The organism is Streptomyces sp. NPDC004327 (genome assembly GCF_042873935.1).
Taxonomy (GTDB): Bacteria; Actinomycetota; Actinomycetes; order Streptomycetales; family Streptomycetaceae; genus Streptomyces.
In genome coordinates, this window is sequence record NZ_JBIAME010000009.1 from 114176 (window position 1) to 134993 (window position 20818).

A 20818-nucleotide genomic window follows, 5' to 3' on the forward strand; every position below is an offset into this window, starting at 1 on the left:
GACAGGCACGTACGGCCACGTACGTCCACGCGAGCAAGGGAGTGAGCAATGAGCAGCCCCGTCACCCTCGACCGCCGCGAGGGCCCGCACGGAGAAGTCGTCCTGCGACGGCGGGACACAGACGGCACAGACGGCACCACGCACTACGAGATCATCGCCAACGGCACCTTCCTGATGGACACCTCCGACGGCCGCTCCGAGCGCCTCCTCGTCGACGCGGCCATGGACGCCCTGCGGCCGCCCCGCGCCCGCGCTTCCGTCCTGATCGGCGGGCTCGGCGTCGGCTTCTCGCTCGCGCACGCCGCCGCCGACGACCGCTGGGGCCGGATCGTGGTCGCGGAGCGTGAGGACGCGATCATCGACTGGCACCGCAAGGGTCCACTCTCGGCCATCTCCGGTGCGGCGCTCGCCGATTCGCGCACCGTGATCCTGCACACGGACCTCGTGACCTACCTGCGCACCACGACCGACACCTACGACGCCCTCTGCCTGGACATCGACAACGGGCCCGACTGGACGGTCACCGAGGACAACGAATCCCTTTATTCCGGCGAGGGTTTGGCCACCTGCGCGGCCCGCCTCAACCCGGGCGGAATCCTCGCCGTCTGGTCGGCCCGGCCGTCCGCCGATTTCGAAGAGTCGTTGCGGAATGCCGGATTCAGCGGGGTACGGACCGAAGAGGTCACGGTTGCCCGGGGCGTCCCCGACGTGGTCCACCTCGCCGTCCGGCCCGGCTCCCCGCCTGCGTAGCCTTGACGCCGCAGGTACCTCTAGGCTGCTGCACCGACATCGGCGACGCGAGGCGGGGCAATGGAGCAGACACACACCACGAACAACGGTGCGACGACTCCAGGGGCCCAGCGCAGAGTGCTCGTGGTCGAGGACGACGCCACGATCGTGGACGCGATCGCCGCCCGGCTGCGCGCCGAGGGCTTCCTCGTGCAGACGGCGGGCGACGGCCCGGCGGCCGTGGACGCCGCCGAGGCGTGGCAGCCGGACCTGATGGTGCTCGACGTGATGCTGCCGGGCTTCGACGGCCTGGAGGTGTGCCGCCGGGTGCAGGCCCAGCGGCCGGTGCCGGTGCTGATGCTCACCGCGCGTGACGACGAGACGGACATGCTGGTGGGCCTCGGCGTCGGCGCCGACGATTACATGACGAAGCCGTTCTCGATGCGCGAGCTGGCCGCCCGGGTGCACGTGCTGCTGCGCCGGGTCGAGCGGGCCACGCTCGCGGCGGCGACCCCGCGCAGCGGGATCCTGCGCCTCGGCGAGCTGGAGATCGACCACGCGCAGCGGCGGGTCCGGGTCCGCGCGGAGGACGTGCACCTGACGCCGACCGAGTTCGACCTCCTGGTCTGCCTGGCGAACACCCCGCGGGCCGTGCTCTCGCGCGAGCAGCTGCTCGCCGAGGTGTGGGACTGGGCGGACGCCTCCGGCACCCGGACCGTGGACAGCCACATCAAGGCGCTGCGCCGGAAGATCGGGGCCGAGCGGATCCGCACGGTCCACGGCGTCGGATACGCGCTGGAGACCCCGGCGCCGTGAGCCGGGCGGGGCGGGAGGCCCGGGGGAACGTGCGGCAGGGCGGCCGGGGCGGCGCCGGGTCCGGCGGCCGGAGTGACGGCCGGCGCCGGATAGCGATCTCGATCAAGACCAAGCTGGGCACCCTGGTCGTCGGCGCCGTGCTGCTGACCTCGGGCCTCGCGCTCGTGGCGATCCGGACCTCGACCGAGTTCCGCTACATCACGATCTTCGCGATGATCGCCACGCTGCTGATCACCCAGTTCGTGGCCCAGTCCCTGACCGCCCCGCTGGACGAGATGAACCACGTCGCCGGCTCGATCTCGCGCGGCGACTTCAGCCGCCGGGTGCGCGGCGCGGACCGCCGCGACGAGCTGGGCGACCTGGCCTCCACGATCAACCGCATGGCGGACGACCTGGAGGCCGTGGACCGGCACCGCAAGGAGCTGGTCGCGAACGTCTCGCACGAGCTGCGCACGCCGATCGCGGCGCTGCGCGCGCTCCTGGAGAACGTCGTGGACGGCGTCTCGCAGGCCGATCCGGAGACCATGCGGACGGCCCTGAAGCAGACCGAGCGGCTCGGCCGGCTGGTGGAGACGCTGCTGGACCTGTCGCGGCTCGACAACGGTGTCGTGTCCCTGCGGCGCGGCCGCTTCGAGGTGTGGCCGTACCTCTCCGGGATCCTGCGCGAGGCGAACCTGGCCGCGTCCCAGCGCGGCCTGTCCTCCACCTCGGGCCTGCACCGCCGCACGGACGTGCACCTGCACCTGGACGTGTCGCCGCCCGAGCTGACCGCGCACGCGGACGCGGAGCGGCTGCACCAGGTGATGGCGAACCTGATCGACAACGCGGTGAAGCACTCGCCGCCGCACGGCCGCGTGACCGTGCGGGCGCGCCGGGGTCCGCACCCGGACAGCGTGGAGCTGGAGGTCGAGGACGAGGGCCCGGGCATTCCGGAGGCGGAGCGGCACAAGGTCTTCGAGCGCTTCAACCGGGGCACGGTCCCGGCGCAGCAGGGCCCGGGGAGCGACGGCGGCACCGGTCTGGGGCTCGCGATCGCCCGCTGGGCGGTGGATCTGCACGGCGGTCACATCGGTGTGGCCGAATCGTCACGCGGGTGCCGCATCAGGCTCACTCTTCCGGGCAGCCTTCCGCCGCGGGATTGACGTAGGGTTCGAACCGGAAGCACACGTTCTGCGTGTCTCTTCAGGAGAGATCCGGAAGAACCGCACGTGACGTGGTCAGGGATGCGGCCGAACAGGGCCGCAGCCTGTACTTTCTCGTACCCTCACAAGGCGGAACCACGGTTGTTTCCCGCCATTCATGGCACCGAAACACCGCGTCAAGTGTGACTTGCGCGACGTTGGAGTGCCTGGCCTGCACCTCCAGGCCAGGGAGGCGTAGCCTTTATTTCCGCTGTCCATCACCTTGCGAAGCGGAAGAGGGCGGTTGCCGCCGTGTCGTCTCAGTCCCCCAGTACCCCGAGCTCCCCGGCCGACCAAGACGGGCAGGGCGTGAGCCCCGCAGCCGCCTTCGGTGCCAATGAGTGGCTCGTCGACGAGATCTACCAGCAGTACCTCCAGGACCCGAATTCGGTCGATCGTGCCTGGTGGGACTTCTTCGCCGACTACAAGCCCGGCGCACCGGAGACCCCGGCCGCCCCGGCCGCCACCACCCCGAGCACTCCGAGCGCGCCGGCCGCGCCGCAGGCGGGCCCCGCACAGGCCGCGCCTGCCGCCGCCGTGCCCGCTCCGGCCGCCCCGGCTGCTCCGGCCGCCCCGGCCGCCCCGGCCCCGGCGAAGCCCGCCGCCGCCGCTCCGGCTCCGGTGAAGGCCGCTCCGGCCAAGCCCGCCGCCGCGAAGCCGGCCGCCGCCCCGGCCACCGAGGCCCCCGCCGGCCCCGAGTTCATCACCCTGCGCGGCCCGGCCGCCGCGGTCGCGAAGAACATGAACGCCTCGCTGGAGATGCCGACGGCCACGTCCGTCCGCGCCGTCCCGGTGAAGCTGCTCTTCGACAACCGGATCGTCATCAACAACCACCTGAAGCGCGCCCGGGGCGGGAAGATCTCCTTCACGCACCTCATCGGCTACGCGATGGTGCAGGCGATCAAGGCCATGCCGACGATGAACCACTCCTTCGCGGAGAAGGACGGCAAGCCGACCCTGGTGAAGCCGGAGCACGTCAACTTCGGTCTGGCCATCGACCTGGTGAAGCCGAACGGCGACCGCCAGCTCGTCGTCGCCGGCATCAAGAAGGCCGAGACGCTCACCTTCTTCGAGTTCTGGCAGGCGTACGAGGACATCGTCAAGCGGGCCCGCGTCGGCAAGCTGACGATGGAGGACTTCACCGGCGTTACGGTCTCCCTGACCAACCCCGGTGGCCTCGGCACCGTCCACTCCGTGCCGCGTCTGATGCCCGGGCAGTCGGTCATCATGGGCGTCGGCTCGATGGACTACCCGGCCGAGTTCCAGGGCACCTCCCAGGACACCCTGAACAAGCTGGGCATCTCCAAGGTCATGACCCTGACCTCGACCTACGACCACCGGGTCATCCAGGGCGCGGCCTCCGGCGAGTTCCTGCGCATCGTCGCCAACTTCCTCCTCGGCGAGGAGGGCTTCTACGACGACGTCTTCAAGTCGCTGCGCATCCCCTACGAGCCGGTCCGCTGGCTCAAGGACATCGACGCCTCGCACGACGACGACGTCACCAAGGCCGCCCGTGTCTTCGAGCTGATCCACTCCTACCGGGTCCGCGGCCACGTCATGGCCGACACCGACCCGCTGGAGTACAAGCAGCGCAAGCACCCCGACCTGGACATCACCGAGCACGGCCTCACCCTGTGGGACCTGGAGCGCGAGTTCGCCGTCGGCGGCTTCGCCGGCAAGTCGATGATGAAGCTCCGCGACATCCTCGGCGTGCTCCGCGACTCGTACTGCCGCACCACCGGCATCGAGTTCATGCACATCCAGGACCCGAAGCAGCGCAAGTGGATCCAGGACCGCGTGGAGCGCCCGCACGCCCGTGTGGAGCGCGAGGAGCAGCTGCGCATCCTGCGCCGGCTGAACTCGGCCGAGGCGTTCGAGACCTTCCTGCAGACCAAGTACGTCGGCCAGAAGCGCTTCTCGCTCGAGGGCGGCGAGTCGGTCATCCCGCTGCTCGACGCGGTCATCGACTCCGCGGCGGAGTCCCGCCTCGACGAGGTCGTCATCGGCATGGCCCACCGCGGCCGTCTGAACGTCCTCGCGAACATCGTCGGCAAGTCGTACGCGCAGATCTTCCGCGAGTTCGAGGGCAACCTCGACCCGAAGTCGATGCACGGCTCCGGCGACGTCAAGTACCACCTGGGCGCCGAGGGCACCTTCACCGGTCTCGACGGCGAGCAGATCAAGGTCTCCCTGGTCGCCAACCCCTCCCACCTGGAGGCCGTCGACCCGGTCGTCGAGGGTGTCGTCCGCGCCAAGCAGGACGTCATCAACAAGGGCGGCACGGACTTCACCGTCCTGCCGATCGCCCTGCACGGCGACGCGGCCTTCGCGGGCCAGGGCGTCGTGGCCGAGACGCTCAACATGTCGCAGCTGCGCGGCTACCGCACGGGCGGCACGGTCCACGTCGTCATCAACAACCAGGTCGGCTTCACCGCGGCCCCCGAGGCCTCGCGTTCCTCCATGTACGCCACGGACGTGGCCCGCATGATCGAGGCGCCGATCTTCCACGTGAACGGCGACGACCCGGAGGCGTGCGTCCGCGTGGCGCGGCTCGCCTTCGAGTTCCGCCAGACGTTCAACAAGGACGTCGTGATCGACCTCATCTGCTACCGCCGCCGCGGTCACAACGAGGGCGACAACCCGCAGTTCACCAACCCGCAGATGTACACGCTGATCGACAAGAAGCGTTCGGTGCGCAAGCTCTACACCGAGTCGCTCATCGGTCGCGGCGACATCACCCTGGAAGAGGCCGAGCAGGCGCTCCAGGACTTCCAGGGCCAGCTGGAGAAGGTCTTCGCGGAGGTCCGCGAGGCCACCGCGGCGCCGGCTCCGACGCTCGTCCCGGACGCCCGGCCCGAGTTCCCGGTCGCCGTCACCACCGCGGTCTCCCAGGAGGTCGTGAAGCGGATCGCCGAGTCCCAGGTCAACATCCCGGAGCAGATCACGGTCCACCCGCGTCTGCTGCCGCAGATGCAGCGCCGCGCGGCCTCGATCGACGACGGCACCATCGACTGGGGCTTCGGCGAGACCCTCGCCATCGGCTCCCTGCTGATGGAGGGCACCCCGGTCCGCCTGTCGGGCCAGGACTCCCGCCGCGGCACCTTCGGCCAGCGCCACGCGGTGCTCGTCGACCAGGAGACCGGCGAGGACTACACCCCGCTGCTGTACCTCGCCGAGGACCAGGCCCACTACAACGTCTACGACTCGATGCTCAGCGAGTACGCGGCGATGGGCTTCGAGTACGGCTACTCGCTGGAGCGCCCGGACGCTCTGGTCATCTGGGAGGCCCAGTTCGGTGACTTCGTCAACGGCGCGCAGACCGTCGTCGACGAGTTCATCTCCTCGGCCGAGCAGAAGTGGGGCCAGACCTCCGGCGTCACCCTGCTCCTGCCGCACGGCTACGAGGGCCAGGGCCCGGACCACTCGTCCGCCCGTCCGGAGCGCTTCCTGCAGATGTGCGCGCAGGACAACATGACGGTCGCCATGCCGACGCTGCCGTCGAACTACTTCCACCTGCTGCGCTGGCAGGTCCACAACCCGCACCACAAGCCGCTCATCGTCTTCACCCCGAAGTCGATGCTGCGTCTGAAGGCCGCGGCGTCGAAGGTGGAGGAGTTCACCACCGGCGGCTTCCGCCCGGTGATCGGCGACACGACGGTCAACGCGGCCGACGTCCGCAAGGTCGTCTTCTGCGCCGGCAAGGTCTACTACGACCTGGAGGCCGAGCGGCAGAAGCGCGGCGACACGGAGACCGCGATCATCCGTCTGGAGCGCCTGTACCCGCTGCCGGGTGCCGAGCTCCAGGCCGAGATCTCCAAGTACCCGAACGCCGCGAAGTACATCTGGGCCCAGGAGGAGCCGGCGAACCAGGGTGCCTGGCCGTTCATCGCGCTCAACCTGATCGACCACCTGGACCTGGCGGTCGGCGCGGACATCCCGGCGAGCGAGCGACTGCGCCGGATCTCCCGGCCGCACTCCTCCTCCCCGGCGGTCGGCTCGGCCAAGCGCCACCAGGCGGAGCAGGCGCAGCTGGTCGCGGAGGTCTTCGACGCCTGATCCGGCGTGAGGAAGGCTCTGTGCGTACGGAGGCCCGGCACCCCACTCGGGGTGCCGGGCCTCCGGCCTTTTCGCGGACGTCCCGCGGTCGTCCGGGCCGTCAGCCCAGGTTCGCCTCGAAGTCCCAGTAGGGCCGGTTGCGCTGGCGCGCCGACAGGGTGTGCGGGTGCTGGGCGCCCAGCGTCCGGGTGAGGGTCAGCAGGGCGTCCTCCTCCAGCTTGCCCGCCTCCTCGTTCTCCCTCAGGCCGCGCAGGTCGGTGGCGAGCGCCACCTGGCAGGACAGGGTGAGCGGGTGCTCGTGGCCGAGGGTGTGCCGGGCCCGGCGCAGGGTGTCCCGGCTGAGCTCGGCCGCGTCGGCCACCCGGCCGTTGAAGTTGCGCGCGGCGGAAGCGTTGAGGGCGCAGCCGAGGACCCAGGGGTGGTCGGCTCCGAGGGAGGCGGTGAGGCCGGCGAGCGCGGCCTCCAGGATGGCGAGGGCGTCGGCGCGTTCGCCGGACGCCTGCAGGACGAGGGCGGTGTTGGCGAGGACGCCGGTGGCGACGGGGTGGGCGGGGCCGAGGAGGGTGCGGTAGGCGACCTCGGCCTCGTGGCTGAGTTCCCTGGCGTGGTCGAGGTCGCCGTGTTCGCGCAGGTAGTTGGCGTAGTTGTTGATGGAGGCGAGGGTCACGTAGTGGGTGCGGCCGTGCACCTGCTCCAGCTGTTCGAGGAGGCTGGCCATGGTGGCGCCGAGGTCCTGCTGGAAGCCGCCCTCGCGGCGCCGGCACAGGGCCAGCTGGGTGCGGGCGTACAGGGTCTGCAGGTGCTGGGGGCCGAGGATCCTGACGTGTACGCGGACGCTGGCCTCCTGGCGGGCCAGCGCCTCCCGGTAGTTGCCGAGCAGGCGCAGGTCCTGGGCGACGTTGTTGCCGATGACGAGGGTCTGCGAGTGCCGGGCGCCGAGGACGTTCTCGGAGCGGGCGAGGCAGGCGATGTCCTGCTCGTACGCCTCCTTGTAGCGGCCGAGCAGCCGGAGCGCGATGCCGAGGTTGTTCCCGGCGACGAGGGTGAGGAACTCGTTGTCGCCGAGCAGTCGTTGGGCCTCGGCGAGCACGTCGCGCTGCATCCGTTCGGCGTCCTGGTACTGCCCGAGGTAGCGCAGGTCGCTGGCGATGGAGACGGACGAGCGGAGGATGGCGAGCGGGTCGGGGTTCTCGGCCTCGTCGAGGCGGGCGCGCAGCGCGAGATCGAGCTGGTGGGCGTCGCGGAAGCGGCCGTAGCGGCGCAGGATGTAGCTCTCCTGGCTGGTGAGTTCCTGCATCTCGGGGCTGACCGGGTCCATGAAGCCGGACCAGTTCTCGCGGATCCGTTCCGCGAGCCGGATGCCGGCCCTGAACTCGCCGCTGCGGAAGCAGTAGCGCAGGCAGTTGAGCACGGCGGTCTGCACGCGCGGGTTGCGGCTGGCCAGGGCGCCGGAGGGCTCCAGGTGCGGCAGGAGTTCGGCGTAGCGGGGCCAGTTGCGGCTGTCCAGGGGGTTGCCGGGGTCGGCCTCGGCGAGCAGGGTGCGGACGGCCTTGCGGTGCGCCTCGCGGTGTTCGCCGTCGGTGAGCCGGGACACGATGTCGTGGACGAGCCGGTGCATCTGGACGGACTCCTGGTGGGGCACCACGTCCCCGCTGGTGACCGGTCCGCGGGACTCGCGGCTGAGCACGGAGTAGTTGACGAGGGTGTCCAGGGCCCGGGACCAGGCGGCGAGGTCGGTGACCATCCAGCGGAGGTCCTCGGGGAGGTCGGCCTGCGGGTAGGCGCGGACGATGCCGAGCGGGATGCGGCCGGGGGCGAAGGAGGCGCACAGGCTGAGCACGTCGATGGCCTGCGGCTGGGAGCGTCGGAGCCGGTTGATCAGTATCGACCAGGAGGTGAGGGAGGCGTTGGGGATGCCGTCGCCGGACGGCTCGTCCACGGCGGAGATGCGTCCGTCGCGGACCATCCGCAGGTACTCGGGGACCTCCATGCGGGACTCGCCGAGCCAGGCGGCGGCCTGGACGAGCGGCAGCGGCACGTCGCCGAACTCGGCGGCGACCTCGTCGGCCTCGGACGCGGTGATGTGCGGGGCGCGCCGCATCAGGTAGGCGGTGGACTCGGCCCGGTCGAAGCCGGGGACGTCGAGGATGTCGGTGTAGTCGCCCCAGCCGCGGTTGCGGGAGGTGACGAGGACGTGGCCGGGGCCCTGGGGCAGCATGATGTTCGCGCCGTCGGTGTCGTCCCAGCCGTCGAAGACGACGAGCCAGCGGGAGTGCGGGTCGCCGCGGCGCAGCGCCTCGCGGACGGCGCGGATGCGTTCGCCGGGCTCGTTGCCGGTGGTGAGGCCGAGCTGGGCGGCGAGTTCGCCGAAGCGGTCGCGCTGGACGTTGCGGTCGTCGGAGCTGACCCACCAGACGACGTCGTAGTCGGAGCTGAAGCGGTGGGCGTACTCGGCGGCGATCTGCGTCTTGCCGATGCCGGACATGCCGAGGAGGGTGCAGGCGGCGCTGCCGCGTTCGGCGTCCATGAGCCGGGTCTGGAGCGTGGTGAGCAGGTCGTCCCGGCCGGTGAAGCGCGGGTTGCGGCGCGGGATCTCGCCCCAGATGTCGGGCGGGGTGTCCGGGAAGCGGACGAGTGCGCCGGCGGGCAGCCGGCGGCCGGTGACGCGTGCCGGGTCGACGCCGAGCCGGCTGAGCAGCCGGGCCTCGGCCTCCTCCTCGCCGACGCCCCACAGGCTGACGGGTTCGAGGACGGCGGTGGCCGGGAGCAGGGTCCGGTTGGTGAGGTTGACCGCGGCGAAGCGCTCGGCGTGGGCGGCGACGAAGCCGCGCAGCACGTCGTTCCACTCGCCGGCCGCGCGCGGGCCGAGCTGGAAGAACCAGTCGTCCAGGACGAGCAGCACCTGGCCGCGGGCGAGCAGCAGGTCGCCGAGGGAGTCCTCCAGGGCCACCTCGCGCGGTGGGTCCCAGCGCTGGAGGCTGGCGCGCACGCCGTGGGCGTCGAGTCGCTGGTTGATCCAGGTCGCCCACGGCCGGTGATAGCCGGGGAAGACCACGAGGACGTGTTCCGGCGCTCTCCTGGCTCCGAGGTCCGCCGCAAGGCCCGACCGCTGTTCCGCCATCTGTCGTGTCTCCCGTCCCGCTCCCGCGCAACGCAGTGTGATATGCCGTGGGCACAGTGTTACCCAGCGGCGAGGGGAGCCGCGCCGAGGCTCGCATGGTGCTGCCTCATTTGGTCCGCGAACTCCCGGCCCTCCGCAGTCAGTTCATCGGATTCAAGCAGGATCGCCAGCGCTTCACCCACCTGATCGTGGATGTCGTCGAACTGTTGCCCGGCGGCGGACCGCCAGCTGCCCGGCACTCCGTCGGCGGTGGCGGTGCGCCGCCACAGGTCGGCGAGGGCCAGATGCGCGTAGGCGCCGTGCAGCACGCCGGCCAGCGGACGCGGGTCCGGCCGCCAGCCGACCTGGTGCACGGCGTCCCGGCCGGGGCCGTACAGCGGCACGATCTCGTGCAGCGTGGCCAGTTTGCTGTGGTGCAGCTCGTGCACGAGCGTGCCGGCCATCCCGCGCCCGTCGGCGGGCAGCGAGGTCAGTACGGCTCCGGGGGCGGCGCTCAGGGTGGCGCCGAGGTGCCGGGGGCCGCGGCCGACGAGCGGGACGAGGACCCGGACCGCGCGGGCGACCTCGGCCGCCCGGCCGGGGTCGGTGCGCAGCAGCAGGTCCCGGGCGGCGCTCCAGCGGGCGGACCAGGCGGCGTGGTCGGTGTCGGCGTGCTCGGCCGCGGTGCCGACGAAGGCGCCGCCGGCGTCGGCCGGCACCCGGTACGGGTCGAGGTCGTCGAGCCGGGCGGTGCCGCGGGGCAGCGCGCGCACCGCGCTCCAGCCGGGCCCGTGGCCGCGGTCGGCGAGGGCGCCGCCGGGCCGGCGGGCGAGGGTGAGGGCGGCGGGCGCGGCCGGGCCGGCGCCCGACGGGTGGAAGCGTACGGTCCGGTCGTCCGCGACGAACCGGACGCGTTCGGCGGCCACCCGCAGCCGGCCCGTGCCGGGCAGCGAGAGCAGGCCGTCCGGGGTGCGCACGGTCAGGTCGAGCGGGCCGCCGCAGCGCAGGGCGGCGGTGGCCGCGAGGGCGTCGAGGCGGGCGAGGTGCCGGTCGAGGGCCGGCCCGGCGGGCGCGGTGAGCGCGCCGGCCAGCCAGGCGCCGGTGGTCGGGTAGTCGAGGACGTCGCGGACCGCGCCGGGACGGCGCCGCTCGACCCGTTCGAGCAGCTCCCATGAGCGCTCGAAGCCGGCGAGCGCGCCCGGTTCGACGGACGCGCGGTGCCGGTGGACGCGGACCAGGAGCGCCTTGAGGAGCAGCAGCCGCCGGTGGTGCAGGGCGGTGTTCAGGAAGGTGAGCCCGGCCGGATCGGGGCTGGTCCGGGCCAGCCGCGCGAAGACGGCGGCGGACAGGGGCACGGCGCTCACTCCCGTCCCCTTGTCCGCCCGGGCCATCTGGCCGGAAACGACCGGTCGGCGCGGCCGCCGGCCCGCGGTTCAGTCGCGTGCCTTCTCCCCGGCCTCCTCCAGCCAGGAGTCGGACAGGTCCCGCGGCTGCCAGAGCACCCGCTCGACGGCCGCGGCCAGGTCCGGATCGTCCATGAAGCGCAAGGTCCGCAGGTCCACGCCGGTGAGATCCGGCAGCCGGCGCGGCCGCCCGTCGGCCCTGTCGACGCCGGCCACCCACTCCATGTGCTCCAACACCCTCGGCTCCTCCTCACCGACCCTTGTCCCCCACGGTCGTAGCGGCGGAGCGGTTCTTCCCGACGGCCGAAAGTCAGAAACCCGTTCGACTCAACTGCGCCCATGTGCGCCCCCGTTATCCGGCCGTTCCGCATCCGGGTCGCGCCACTCCCACCAGGGCGGCGCGATCCGCCGGCGCTCCTCGCGGGAGGGTTCGCGCAGGAGGCCGTCCGGCTGCGGACGGGAGCCGGCGCTCACCTCGGCGAGCAGGGACCGGGTCCGTTCCTGGTCCGCCCGGTCCAGCGGCACCAGCGCGCCGTCGAGCCGCCGCCACTGCTCGGCGGCGGCGGCGAGGGCGGTCCTGGCGCCGAAGGTCCGGCCCATCAGGCGCAGCACCGCGCCCTGCGCGTGCAGCGCGCGGGCCAGGGTGACGGTGCCCGGGGTGTCGCCGTGCGCGGTGTGGCTGTCCTCGGCGGCGCGCTGGTACGCGGTGAGCGCGTCGCCGAGCCGCCCGTCCCGGGCCGATTCGCTCAGCTGGAGCCGGACCCAGCCCAGTTGCAGCCACACCTCGGCGCGCTCGGCGGGCCCGTCGGCCGTGCGGACGGCCTGGTCGAGCAGGTGGCGGCTCTCGAAGAGGTCGGGCAGGAAGCCGGCCCGGCCGTAGCGCAGGGCGAGCACGCTGCCGATCAGCACCCGGGCCCGGTCGCGGGCCCGGGCGTCGACGGGCAGGCAGGTGAAGGCCTCGCGCAGCACGGACTCGGCGCGGTCGACGGGCTCGGTGCCGCTGCCCGCCGCCGCCCGCCGCAGCAGTGACTCGCCCCAGGTGAGCAGCAGCAGGCCGCGCTTCTCGCCGTCGGCCGGGGCGAGCAGGGTGGCGATCTCGTACGCGGCGTCGGCGGAGGGCCCGTCGCCGACGGCGTCGTAGAGCCGGGCCCGGGCGCTGGTCCAGCGCAGCCGGAGCGCGGTGGAGTCGCCGAGCAGCGGCTCGGCCCGGTCGAGGGCGTCGGCGATCGCCCCGGGGGCGGCCGCGGCGAGGTACAGGGCGTCGGCGAGGTCGAGCAGCACGGGCCCGGTCTCGCCGAGGGCGAGCGCGGCGGTGAACGCGGCCACCGCCTCGGGTCCGTCGCCGTGCCCGCCGCGGGCCAGCAGCAGGCGCCCGCGCCTCACGAACAGGGCGTGGCGCCGGGACCCGGGCCAGTCGGCCGGGTCCCCCGCGAGCGCGGCGACGGCCGCGTCGAGGCGGGCCCGGTCGCCGGTGTGCTGCCACAGGGCGTGCAGGGCGGCGGCCTGTTCGAGCCGGGCCTCGGCCCACTCGGGGCTGCCGGGCTCGGCGGCCCCGGCGGCCCGCACGAGTTCGGCGAGGGCCAGGGTGAGCAGCTCCTGGCGCTGTCCCCGGTCCCGTACGGCGGCGGTGCCGGCCTGCGCGTGGAGCACCTGGCCGAGGACGAGCCGGGCGCCGGCGGTGTCGTCGGGACCGCCGGGCGGGCCGCCCGGGCCCTGGCCGGCGAGCGCGGCCTCGGCCATCTCACGGGCGGTGGTGAGCAGCGACGGGTCGGACTGGCCGCGCCACTGGGCGAGCAGGCGGCGGGCGGCGGCGAGCGGTTCGGGCGTGACGAGGTCGGGCTGGTAGAAGCGCAGCACCCGGGAGGGGATGCGGGCGAACAGCTCGGAGGCGGCGCCGGCCGGCTGGTCGGGCTCCTCGCCGGGTCCGGTCGCGGCCGTCTCCTGTTCGGCGGTGTCGTCGGGTCCGTGCCCGGCGAGGCGGGCGGCGGCGAGGGCCGGGAAGTTGCGCATGCCCTGCCCGAAGTGGCGCTCGACGAACTCGGAGCAGTGCTTGAGCACGAGCGCGGCCGCGCCCCGGTCGAGCGAGCCGAGGAGGTGCTCCTGCACGGCCGGCGGATAGCTGTAGCAGGGGTACGGGGTGGGGCCGGGCAGTCGTCGCAGCAGACCGCTGAGCAGCACCTCGGCCAGCTCCATGGGGCCGGTGTCGGGGAGCATCGCGCGCTGCACGAGCTGCATCACGGGCAGGGCGAGCGGGGCGGCGGCGAGATGGACCGCGAGCCGGACCGCGCCGGGGGAGGCTCCGGCGCGGAAGGCGCGCAGGAGGTCGTCGTCGCCGCCGCGCCGGGCGGCTCCGGTGGTACCGGGGGTGCGGGCGGGGGCGGGCGGCCGGACCGGGGCGGGGCCGACGCGGGCGGCCCAGCCGCGGACCGTTCCGCCGCCGTGGCCGGTGAGCAGCCGGGCCCAGGAGGCGAAGGCTTCGGGGGTGGGGGTGAGCACGGGCACGGCCCGGGGCTCGGCGGTGACGGGCTCCCACACCTCCTCGTCGGGCTCGAAGCGGACGTGGCCGCCGGGGGTGGCGGGCCGCAGCAGGGTGCCGGGCTCGGCCGGCAGCGCCGTACGGGCCCACAGGCGCGGCGGCAGCGGCTGGACCAGGGCGAGTGGTGAGTGGCGGGGCCACTGGGTGATGAGCATCTGGGCGGCGCCGCGCTGCCAGAGCGGGCCGACGCAGTCGCTGACGACGAGGGTGAGGCGGCGGCCGGTGGGGTCGTGCAGCTGGTCGGCGGGGCGGAGCCGGGGGTGGCCGTCGGGGCCCGAGGTGGTGGTGACCAGCGGCGGGCCCTCGCCGGCGTCGTGCAGCCGGTGGACCTGGACGTCGCGGAAGGCGCCGGACTGCTGGCACGCCTGGCGCAGCTCCTCGACCATCCGCTGCCAGACGACCATGGCGGGCCCGGTGTCCATGAGCAGCTGGATGTCGGGGCGCGGGGCGGCGGCGGGGCGCAGCACGGGGGTGAGGATGCCGGACGCGGCGCTGTGCTCGGCGGTGGCCTCCTCGTCCAGGCGGCCCTCGCCGGGCCGGACGGGCAGCCCGGTGGCGTAGCGGCGCAGCGGGCGGAGCGCCTTCTGCAGGCCGAGGAGTCCGGGCAGGGCGTTCGCGCCGGGCGCCCGGACGGGCAGGGCGGCGCCGAGGCCGGCGCCGGTGCGCGGGCGTGCGCCGCCGGGCAGCCGGAGGTCGACGGACTCGGCGCGCCGGGCCGGTGCGGCGGCCGGGTCGGGAGCGTCGGGCGGGGCGGTGTCGCCGATGGCCGGATCTCGACGGTGGCCGGCGGCGCCGGGGCCGTCGGAGCCGTCCGCACCGCCCAGGTCGCCGGACCGGCCGGGGTCCGCGGACGGCGGCGGGCCCGGCCGCCCCTCCCCCGCCCGGTCCTCCGGTTCGGCGCGCGGCAGCCACCGGGCGAGCCAGACGGCGTCCGCGACCTCCTCGGCCGTCAGGTCCTGCCCGGCGGCCCGCAGTCTGCGGGTGAGTTCTTCCAGCTGCATCCGGCGGCTCCGGTGCATCCGGCCATCACCTCGGCTGATCGAGTGGCTGCATGAGCATGTCCGCGATGCGTTCCCGGGTCACCCGCTCGGTGCGGGGGGCGTGCCGGGTCAGATAGAGCGCGTTGAGCAGCTGGTCGGTGGCGATCACCTCGCCGGGCTCGCGGTCGAGGAAGCGGTCGACGAGACCGGGCTCGGCGGCCGCCGCGTCCGGCCCCAGATGGGCCTCGATCATGGCCGAGAGCTGTTCCTCGCCGGGCGGTTCGAGCTCCAGGCGGATGCAGCGGCGCAGCAGGGCGGCCGGGAAGTCCCGCTCGCCGTTGGAGGTGAGCACGATGAACGGGAAGGTGGTGCAGCGGATCCGGCCCCCGTACACGGGCACCTTGCGGCCGTCGTCGGTGAGCACCTCCACCACCGGTTCGCGGTCGGCGAGCCGCTCCAGCTCGGGGATCGCGAACTCGCCCTCCTCCAGGGCGTTCAGCAGGTCGTTGGGCAGGTCGAGGTCGCTCTTGTCGAGCTCGTCGATGAGCAGCACCCGGGGCAGCTCGGAGGGCAGCAGGGCGGTGCCGAGCGGGCCGAGGCGCAGGTACGAGCCGATGCCGGCCGGGCTCGCCGCCGTGCCCTGGGCGTCGGCCCCGGCGTCGGCGCGGGCCCGCTCCAGCTGCACGTCCTGGAGGCGGCCGATGGCGTCGTAGCGGTAGAGCCCGTCCTGCAGGGTGGAGCGGCTGACGATGGGCCAGCGGAGCACCCGGCCCAGGCCCAGCTCGTGGGCGACGGCATGGGCGAGGGTGGACTTGCCGGTCCCGGGATTGCCGGTGACCAGGAGCGGCCGGCGCAGATACAGGGCGGCGTTGACGGCGTCGGTCTCGGCGGGCCTGGGGTGGTGGTTCTGCACCAGCCGGCGGCGCACCCCGAGCCGCCGGTCGGAGCCGGCCAGGGTGTCGTCGGCGCCGCCGGCGGAGAAGTCGCGCCAGGGCGGCGGCGGGGGCAACCGCCTTATCTCGTCGTGCGGATGGCCGGCACCACGGTAGATCCGCCAATCGTTCACGCCTGACCCCTCCTGGCCGCTGACACACGGGTGACTTCGCCGGGCGCGTCGACCGTACCGCTCGCCGCACCGGTCTGCCGACGCTCAAACCGGTCCGTTTGTGGGGGACTTGCGTACGAGGCGCGGGTCACCGGTCACCGCCCGGGTCGTCCTCGCCGAGGAGCAGCGGGCCCTGCAGGGGCGCGTCGTGCGGCGGCCGGTCGGGCGGGTCGTAGAGGACGGCGAGGCCCTCGGCCCAGGCGTGCTCGGCCCGGTCGCGCGGATCGGCCTCGGTGTCGCCGGCGCGCAGCCGCAGCGCGCGCACCGGGCCGTGCAGGCCATCGGCGGCGTCGACGACGGCGAAGAGCTCGCCGGCCCGCTTGTGGAACTCGGCGCAGTCGGCGTGCTCGCGGGCCGAGTGCCGCCACAGCGCGACGGGGTGCCCGGCGGCGAGCGCGGCCTCCATCGCGCGCTGGCCGTCGCCGCTGCCGACCGGCCCGCAGTAGACCGGCACGCTGCCGCCCTCGACCTCGCGCAGCCGCGCGTACACCGCGTTCTGGCTCTCCTTGCGCCGGTTCGGGGCGTGTCCGTCCTCCGTGCCGGGGGCGAGCACCTCGGCGCGCAGCGGCACCGCCCGCAGCGGCCCCGACTGGCAGCCGCGCCAGCGCTGGCGCCATTCCGGGAAGGGCCCGCGGTGGCCGCGGTGGCGGTCGCGGATGACGACCGTGCGCCGTCGGCCGAGCGGCAGCGAGCCCTCGCCGAAGGGTTCGTCGTCGGGTGCGAGCCGCCAGGTGTCGATGGGCAGGTCGAACAGCTCGCGCGGCAGCACGGCCTCGACGCCGGCGAGGTGCTCGCCCTTGTCGCCGAGGCCGAGGGCCTGGGCGAGCGGGCCGCGCAGCGCCTGCTCCAGCTCGGCGGGGCGCAGGCCCTCGGTGCCGGCCCGCACCGCGTTCATGGTGCGGCCGTCGAAGAGCAGCAGCACCTGCCAGGTGTAGCGCGGCGGGTCGCTGTAGGGCACGGCGTCGATCTCGATGCGGACGTCGGCGCGGGCGCGCGGCTCTCCCCCGGGGCGGGCGCCGGGACGCGGGGCGGCCGGATCGAGCAGGGCGACGATGTCCTTGCGGATGCGGGCTCGCGCGTGGCCGGACTCGTTGCGGGTCCAGTCGCTCAGGGCGCGGACGGCGGGGGCGACGTCGGGGTCGGCCCCGTAGCGTTCGGTGAGGTGGCGCGCGAGGTGGGCCGCGTAGAGCAGGACGGCGTCGATCCCGAGGTCGCCGGCCTCGGCACCGCTCGGCTGCTGGGTGGCGTGCAGCTGGTGGAGCCGGACCACTCCGTCCGTCCAGGCCTTCGCCTCGGTCTCCAGGACGTCCTGGAACTCGTCCTCCGTGACCCGGTCCTTGACCTCGTCGACGAGGGCCATGACCTCGCCGGAGCTGGTGGGCGGCGGGAGTTCGGCGAGGTGTCCGTAGAGCTGGTTGCGCTGGACGGGGTTGACCCCGCGCGCGGTGGCGGGCCAGGCCCGCGTCTCGGCGTCGACCCAGGTGTTCCCGGAGCCGGTCTGCGCGGTGAAGTGGTGGCGGTCGTGGGCCCGCAGCACCTCGTGCAGCAGCTCGCCGCCCGGCTGGTCGAAGAGCTCGCGCAGCAGGGTCAGCGGGGCGGCGGCGCCCTCGCGCGCGTTGCTGCCCTTGCTCACGCCGATGACGGCGCCGCGCCGCACGTCGACGACGGGGCCGCCGGAGCAGCCCTCGACGGGCAGGGACCAGCGCAGCAGCAGGGCCTTGTTCGAGAAGCCGCTCGTCTCCCCCGTCTCGATCCGCAGGCCCAGCTCGCCGGTCTGGTGGGCGTAGCCGTACAGCCGGACGGGGGCCTCGGTGACCGGCGGGCGGTCGCCGATGCGTACGCACGGGGCGTGGTCGGCGCCCTCGACCCGGACGAGGGCCAGGTCGGGGAAGTGCCAGGTGTCGAGCCGGTCCTCGGGCGTGGCGGGACGCGGCTTGGCCAGCGCGACCCGGCCGACGGTCTCGCCGCCCGCCCAGGTGATGCCGACGGCCGCTTCCCTCCTCCACACCGCGCTTCCCCCTTTGGCCACGACATGGGCGCAGGTCAGCACCCAGCCGGGGGCGATGAAGAAGCCGGTGCCCCAGAACCGGTCGCCGTGCGGGTCATACCCGTCACCGGGCGCCGTGATGCGCACGAGCGCGGGGCGCACCAGCGCGTCGAAGGCGCTCATACGGCGCGCGGGCCGTTCTCCGGGGAGACGGCGGGTGGCGGCAGGGTGGGGGCGGGCGGCACGGCGGCGGGCGGGAGGGGCGGAGCCGGCGGCACGGCGGGGGGCGCGGCGGCCGGGGCGGGCGCGGCGGCGGGCCGGCGGCCGGGCTCGGTCCAGGTCAGCGAGACGTTGACGGACGCCGTGCCGCCGCCGTCCGCGAGGACGCCGATCACCTTGCCCGCCTGCGCGGACAGTTCGATGCCGAAGCTGACGGCGACCTCGACCGAGCCCTCCGGGTCGAGCCCGGCGCGCAGCGAGCCGACCACCCCGCGCACCACGTCGGTCAGGCCTCCGGCCATCGACACGACCCGGTCGCCGAAGCCGGTGTCCTGGAAGCCGCTGCCGCGGTCCAGTTCCTCCGGCTCGCTGATCCGGGCCCAGACGGGCGTGCCGTCGTCCAGCCGAATGCGTGCGATCCCATGCGTCACAGCGGCCCCCGCTCCCCGAAACGATGATGAACGAGGCTAGACCGTGGTGCCGGAGAGGAACAGGGGACGCGGCCCCGGTCCGCGACCACGGCCTATTCTGATCGCATGTACTTCACGGACCGTGGCATCGAGGAACTGGACAAGAGGCGCGGCGAGGAGGAGATCACCTTCGGTGAGCTCGCCGAGCAGCTGCGGACCTTCGTCGACCTCAACCCCGACTTCGAGGTGCCGGTCGAGCGCCTCGCGACCTGGCTGGCACGCCTGGACGACGAGGACGAGGACGAGTAGCACGACCGGGGCGACTGGGGCGGCCGGAGCAGCCGGAGCAGCCGGAGCAGCCAGGACGACCGGAGCAGCCCGGGCCGCGTAGGACGGCCGGCTTCGGATCAGGCGCCGCGCAGCCGGTCGTAGGCGAGTCCGAGCGCCCCGTCGGCGACGAGGAGCGCGCCCGCCGTCGTCCAGCCGCCGCTGCGCCTGGCGATGCCCCAGACGAGCAGCGGCACGCCGGCCGCGAGCTGGACGGCGCCGATCAGCCGGGCCCGCGGGCCGCGGAGGTACGGGCCGAGCCGGCCGCCCTCGACCGCGTCGAGCTCGGCGCGCACGGCGTCCCGCCAGCCGGCCCGTTCGAGGGGTTCGGCGCCCTGGGCGCGGGCCACGGACCGCAGCCGGTCGGCACTCTCGCCGGGCGCGAGCCCCGCGGGCAGGGCGAGTCCGGTGCGGGCGAGGACGGCGGTGAGGCCGACGAGCCGGGCGTGCGCGTCGGCGTCCGGATCGGGTCGGGTGAGCGGTTCCAGGGCCTGGACGTCGAGCACCGGGTCGAGCGCGAGGCGGGCGGCGAAGGTCCGCATGGCCTCGTCCTCGCCGGCCGGGGTGCCGTCGGCGAGCCAGACGTAGCCGACCGTACGGCGGAAGCCCGCGGCCAGCGTGAACCCGGCGCGGTCCCGGTCCCACCACAGCGCGAGGACGGGCCAGCCCGCGGCGGCGACGGCGAGGGCGGTGGCCCAGCCGGTGACCACCCGGTCGACGGGCTCGCCGTCGTCGAGCCACGGCTTGCCCTCGGGCACGAGGACGCTCCAGTCGGGTCCTGCCGGGGCGAGCAGCAGCTGCTCGCGGAGCAGCCCGGCCGGCGGGCGGACCGCCTCCGCGTCGGCACGGCAGAGCAGCAGCGCCCCGGTGGAGCGGGGTCCGGGTGTCGCGTTCATGGCCCCACGCTAGGGCAATTCGCCCCAGTAAGTAGTGAAATCTGCCCTTCCGTCGCCACCCTGAGGCGGCCCTGTCAGGGGTGAATCAGGGTTGACTTGACCGGACCGCGATATATCGTGTCTATCGAGAGACGCGATATGTTGCGACGGCGCAGACCGCCGGCGCGCGCCGACGACAGGGGAGGCCAGCACCATGACAGAGTGGTCCGTCACCGAGCCCAGGAAGATCCCACTGACCGACCCCGTGACCCGGCTTCAGATCCGCGTGGTCAACGGTGTGGTGAACGTGGTGGGCACCGCCGACAGTTCCGCGCGCCTGGAGATCACCGAGATCGACGGCCCGCCGCTCATCGTCACCCAGGAGGGCTCGACCCTCACCGTGACCTATGAGGACCTGCACTGGAAGGGCTTCCTCAAGTGGCTCGACCCCAAGGGCCACAAGCGCCGGGCGGTCGTCTCCGTCGTCGTCCCGGCCGGGGCCGACGTCGAGGTGGGCGCGGTCGCCGCCGAGACCGTGATCTCCGGCATCAAGGGCCGCACGGCCGTCCGCGGTGTCACGGGCGACACCACGCTCGTCGGCCTCGCCGGACCGGTCCGGGCCGAGACCGTCTCCGGCGCCCTGGAGGCCCAGACGGTCACCGGCGCGCTGCAGATCAACTCGGTGACCGGCGACGTGACCGTCGTCGACGCCGGCACGGCGGTGAAGGCCGAGACGGTCAGCGGGGACCTGCTCGTCGACCTCGACCCGGCCGCCGGCCTGGACGGCCTGCCCGCGGACATCCGGCTCGCCAGCGTCTCCGGCGAGGTCGCCATCCGGCTGCCGCACCCGGCGGACGCCACGGTCGAGGCGAGCACCACCAGCGGCGCGGTCTCCAACGCCTTCGAGGACCTGCGGGTCGGCGGCCAGTGGGGCACCAAGTCCATCACCGGCACCCTCGGTGCCGGACGCGGCACGCTGAAGGCCACCACGGTCACCGGCTCCATCGCCCTGCTGCGCCGCCCCGACGCCGACCCCGAGCCCGGTGGCGACGACTGGACGACCCCCTCCTCCCCGTCCGGAAAGGTCCTCTGAC

Annotated in this window: 14 protein-coding genes; 6 read left to right on the forward strand and 8 right to left on the reverse strand. The window is 74.0% G+C overall.

The features are described from left to right. The first annotated feature begins 48 nt into the window (after nt 1-48). From ACFYU9_RS28740 to ACFYU9_RS28755, 4 genes are all read left to right on the forward strand, one after another. Complete coding sequence (locus ACFYU9_RS28740) at nt 49-750, forward strand: spermidine synthase (RefSeq protein ID WP_389208457.1); 702 nt, start codon at nt 49-51, stop codon at nt 748-750. Between the two features lie 60 nt (nt 751-810). Next, the gene (locus ACFYU9_RS28745) at nt 811-1545 is read left to right on the forward strand and encodes a response regulator transcription factor (protein ID WP_389208455.1); all 735 of its coding nucleotides are present in this window, start codon (nt 811-813) and stop codon (nt 1543-1545) included. 89 nt (nt 1546-1634) lie between these two features. After that, complete coding sequence (locus ACFYU9_RS28750; protein ID WP_389209197.1) at nt 1635-2687, forward strand: ATP-binding protein; 1053 nt, start codon at nt 1635-1637, stop codon at nt 2685-2687. A gap of 291 nt (nt 2688-2978) precedes the next feature. Then, nucleotides 2979-6782: a multifunctional oxoglutarate decarboxylase/oxoglutarate dehydrogenase thiamine pyrophosphate-binding subunit/dihydrolipoyllysine-residue succinyltransferase subunit gene (locus tag ACFYU9_RS28755; protein WP_389346577.1), complete on the forward strand. Its 3804-nt coding sequence runs from the start codon at nt 2979-2981 to the stop codon at nt 6780-6782. Between the two features lie 100 nt (nt 6783-6882). On the opposite strand, the gene fxsT is transcribed toward ACFYU9_RS28755, so the two are convergent. From fxsT to ACFYU9_RS28790, 7 genes are all read right to left on the reverse strand, one after another. Then, the gene (gene fxsT / locus ACFYU9_RS28760) at nt 6883-9903 is read right to left on the reverse strand and encodes an FxSxx-COOH system tetratricopeptide repeat protein (RefSeq protein WP_389208451.1); all 3021 of its coding nucleotides are present in this window, start codon (nt 9901-9903) and stop codon (nt 6883-6885) included. A gap of 59 nt (nt 9904-9962) precedes the next feature. Beyond that, nucleotides 9963-11246, reverse strand: coding sequence for an aKG-HExxH-type peptide beta-hydroxylase (locus ACFYU9_RS28765; protein ID WP_389208449.1), 1284 nt, complete (start codon nt 11244-11246; stop codon nt 9963-9965). Nucleotides 11247-11315: 69 nt separating this feature from the next. After that, nucleotides 11316-11522 (reverse strand): hypothetical protein, encoded by a 207-nt coding sequence (locus tag ACFYU9_RS28770; RefSeq protein WP_389208447.1) that lies wholly within the window; start codon nt 11520-11522, stop codon nt 11316-11318. 90 nt (nt 11523-11612) lie between these two features. Next, nucleotides 11613-14822, reverse strand: a complete 3210-nt coding sequence (locus ACFYU9_RS28775; RefSeq protein WP_389346579.1) for an SAV_2336 N-terminal domain-related protein — start codon at nt 14820-14822, stop codon at nt 11613-11615. A gap of 25 nt (nt 14823-14847) precedes the next feature. Then, nucleotides 14848-15867, reverse strand: coding sequence for an AAA family ATPase (locus ACFYU9_RS28780; RefSeq protein WP_389208443.1), 1020 nt, complete (start codon nt 15865-15867; stop codon nt 14848-14850). A 127-nt stretch (nt 15868-15994) separates the two neighbouring features. Beyond that, nucleotides 15995-18076, reverse strand: coding sequence for a trypsin-like peptidase domain-containing protein (locus ACFYU9_RS28785; protein WP_389346581.1), 2082 nt, complete (start codon nt 18074-18076; stop codon nt 15995-15997). Continuing rightward, nucleotides 18073-18543 (reverse strand): CU044_2847 family protein, encoded by a 471-nt coding sequence (locus ACFYU9_RS28790; RefSeq protein ID WP_389346583.1) that lies wholly within the window; start codon nt 18541-18543, stop codon nt 18073-18075. Before ACFYU9_RS28790 ends, ACFYU9_RS28785 begins: the two co-directional genes overlap by 4 nt. Before the next feature lie 105 nt (nt 18544-18648). On the opposite strand from ACFYU9_RS28790, the gene ACFYU9_RS28795 reads away from it, so the two are divergent. Next, the gene (locus tag ACFYU9_RS28795) at nt 18649-18831 is read left to right on the forward strand and encodes a DUF6104 family protein (RefSeq protein ID WP_389208437.1); all 183 of its coding nucleotides are present in this window, start codon (nt 18649-18651) and stop codon (nt 18829-18831) included. Nucleotides 18832-18929: 98 nt separating this feature from the next. On the opposite strand, the gene ACFYU9_RS28800 is transcribed toward ACFYU9_RS28795, so the two are convergent. After that, entirely contained in the window at nt 18930-19745 is an 816-nt protein-coding gene (locus ACFYU9_RS28800; protein ID WP_389346585.1) for a hypothetical protein, read from the reverse strand. 193 nt (nt 19746-19938) lie between these two features. Here ACFYU9_RS28800 and ACFYU9_RS28805 point away from each other — a divergent pair, with 193 nt between their 5' ends. Next, on the forward strand, nt 19939-20817 hold the full coding sequence (locus ACFYU9_RS28805; protein ID WP_389208433.1) for a DUF4097 domain-containing protein: 879 nt from the start codon (nt 19939-19941) through the stop codon (nt 20815-20817). Nucleotide 20818 lies beyond the last annotated feature (1 nt).

Excerpts from the sequence above, each read along its gene's own strand:
- fxsT (WP_389208451.1), bottom strand. The coding sequence starts at position 9,903 with ATGGCGGAACAGCGGTCGGGCCTTGCGGCGGACCTCGGAGCCAGGAGA.
- ACFYU9_RS28785 (WP_389346581.1), bottom strand. The coding sequence starts at position 18,076 with ATGAGCGCCTTCGACGCGCTGGTGCGCCCCGCGCTCGTGCGCATCACG.
- ACFYU9_RS28745 (WP_389208455.1), top strand. The coding sequence starts at position 811 with ATGGAGCAGACACACACCACGAACAACGGTGCGACGACTCCAGGGGCC.
- ACFYU9_RS28795 (WP_389208437.1), top strand. The coding sequence starts at position 18,649 with ATGTACTTCACGGACCGTGGCATCGAGGAACTGGACAAGAGGCGCGGC.
- ACFYU9_RS28740 (WP_389208457.1), top strand. The coding sequence starts at position 49 with ATGAGCAGCCCCGTCACCCTCGACCGCCGCGAGGGCCCGCACGGAGAA.
- ACFYU9_RS28800 (WP_389346585.1), bottom strand. The coding sequence starts at position 19,745 with ATGAACGCGACACCCGGACCCCGCTCCACCGGGGCGCTGCTGCTCTGC.
- ACFYU9_RS28805 (WP_389208433.1), top strand. The coding sequence starts at position 19,939 with ATGACAGAGTGGTCCGTCACCGAGCCCAGGAAGATCCCACTGACCGAC.
- ACFYU9_RS28775 (WP_389346579.1), bottom strand. The coding sequence starts at position 14,822 with ATGCAGCTGGAAGAACTCACCCGCAGACTGCGGGCCGCCGGGCAGGAC.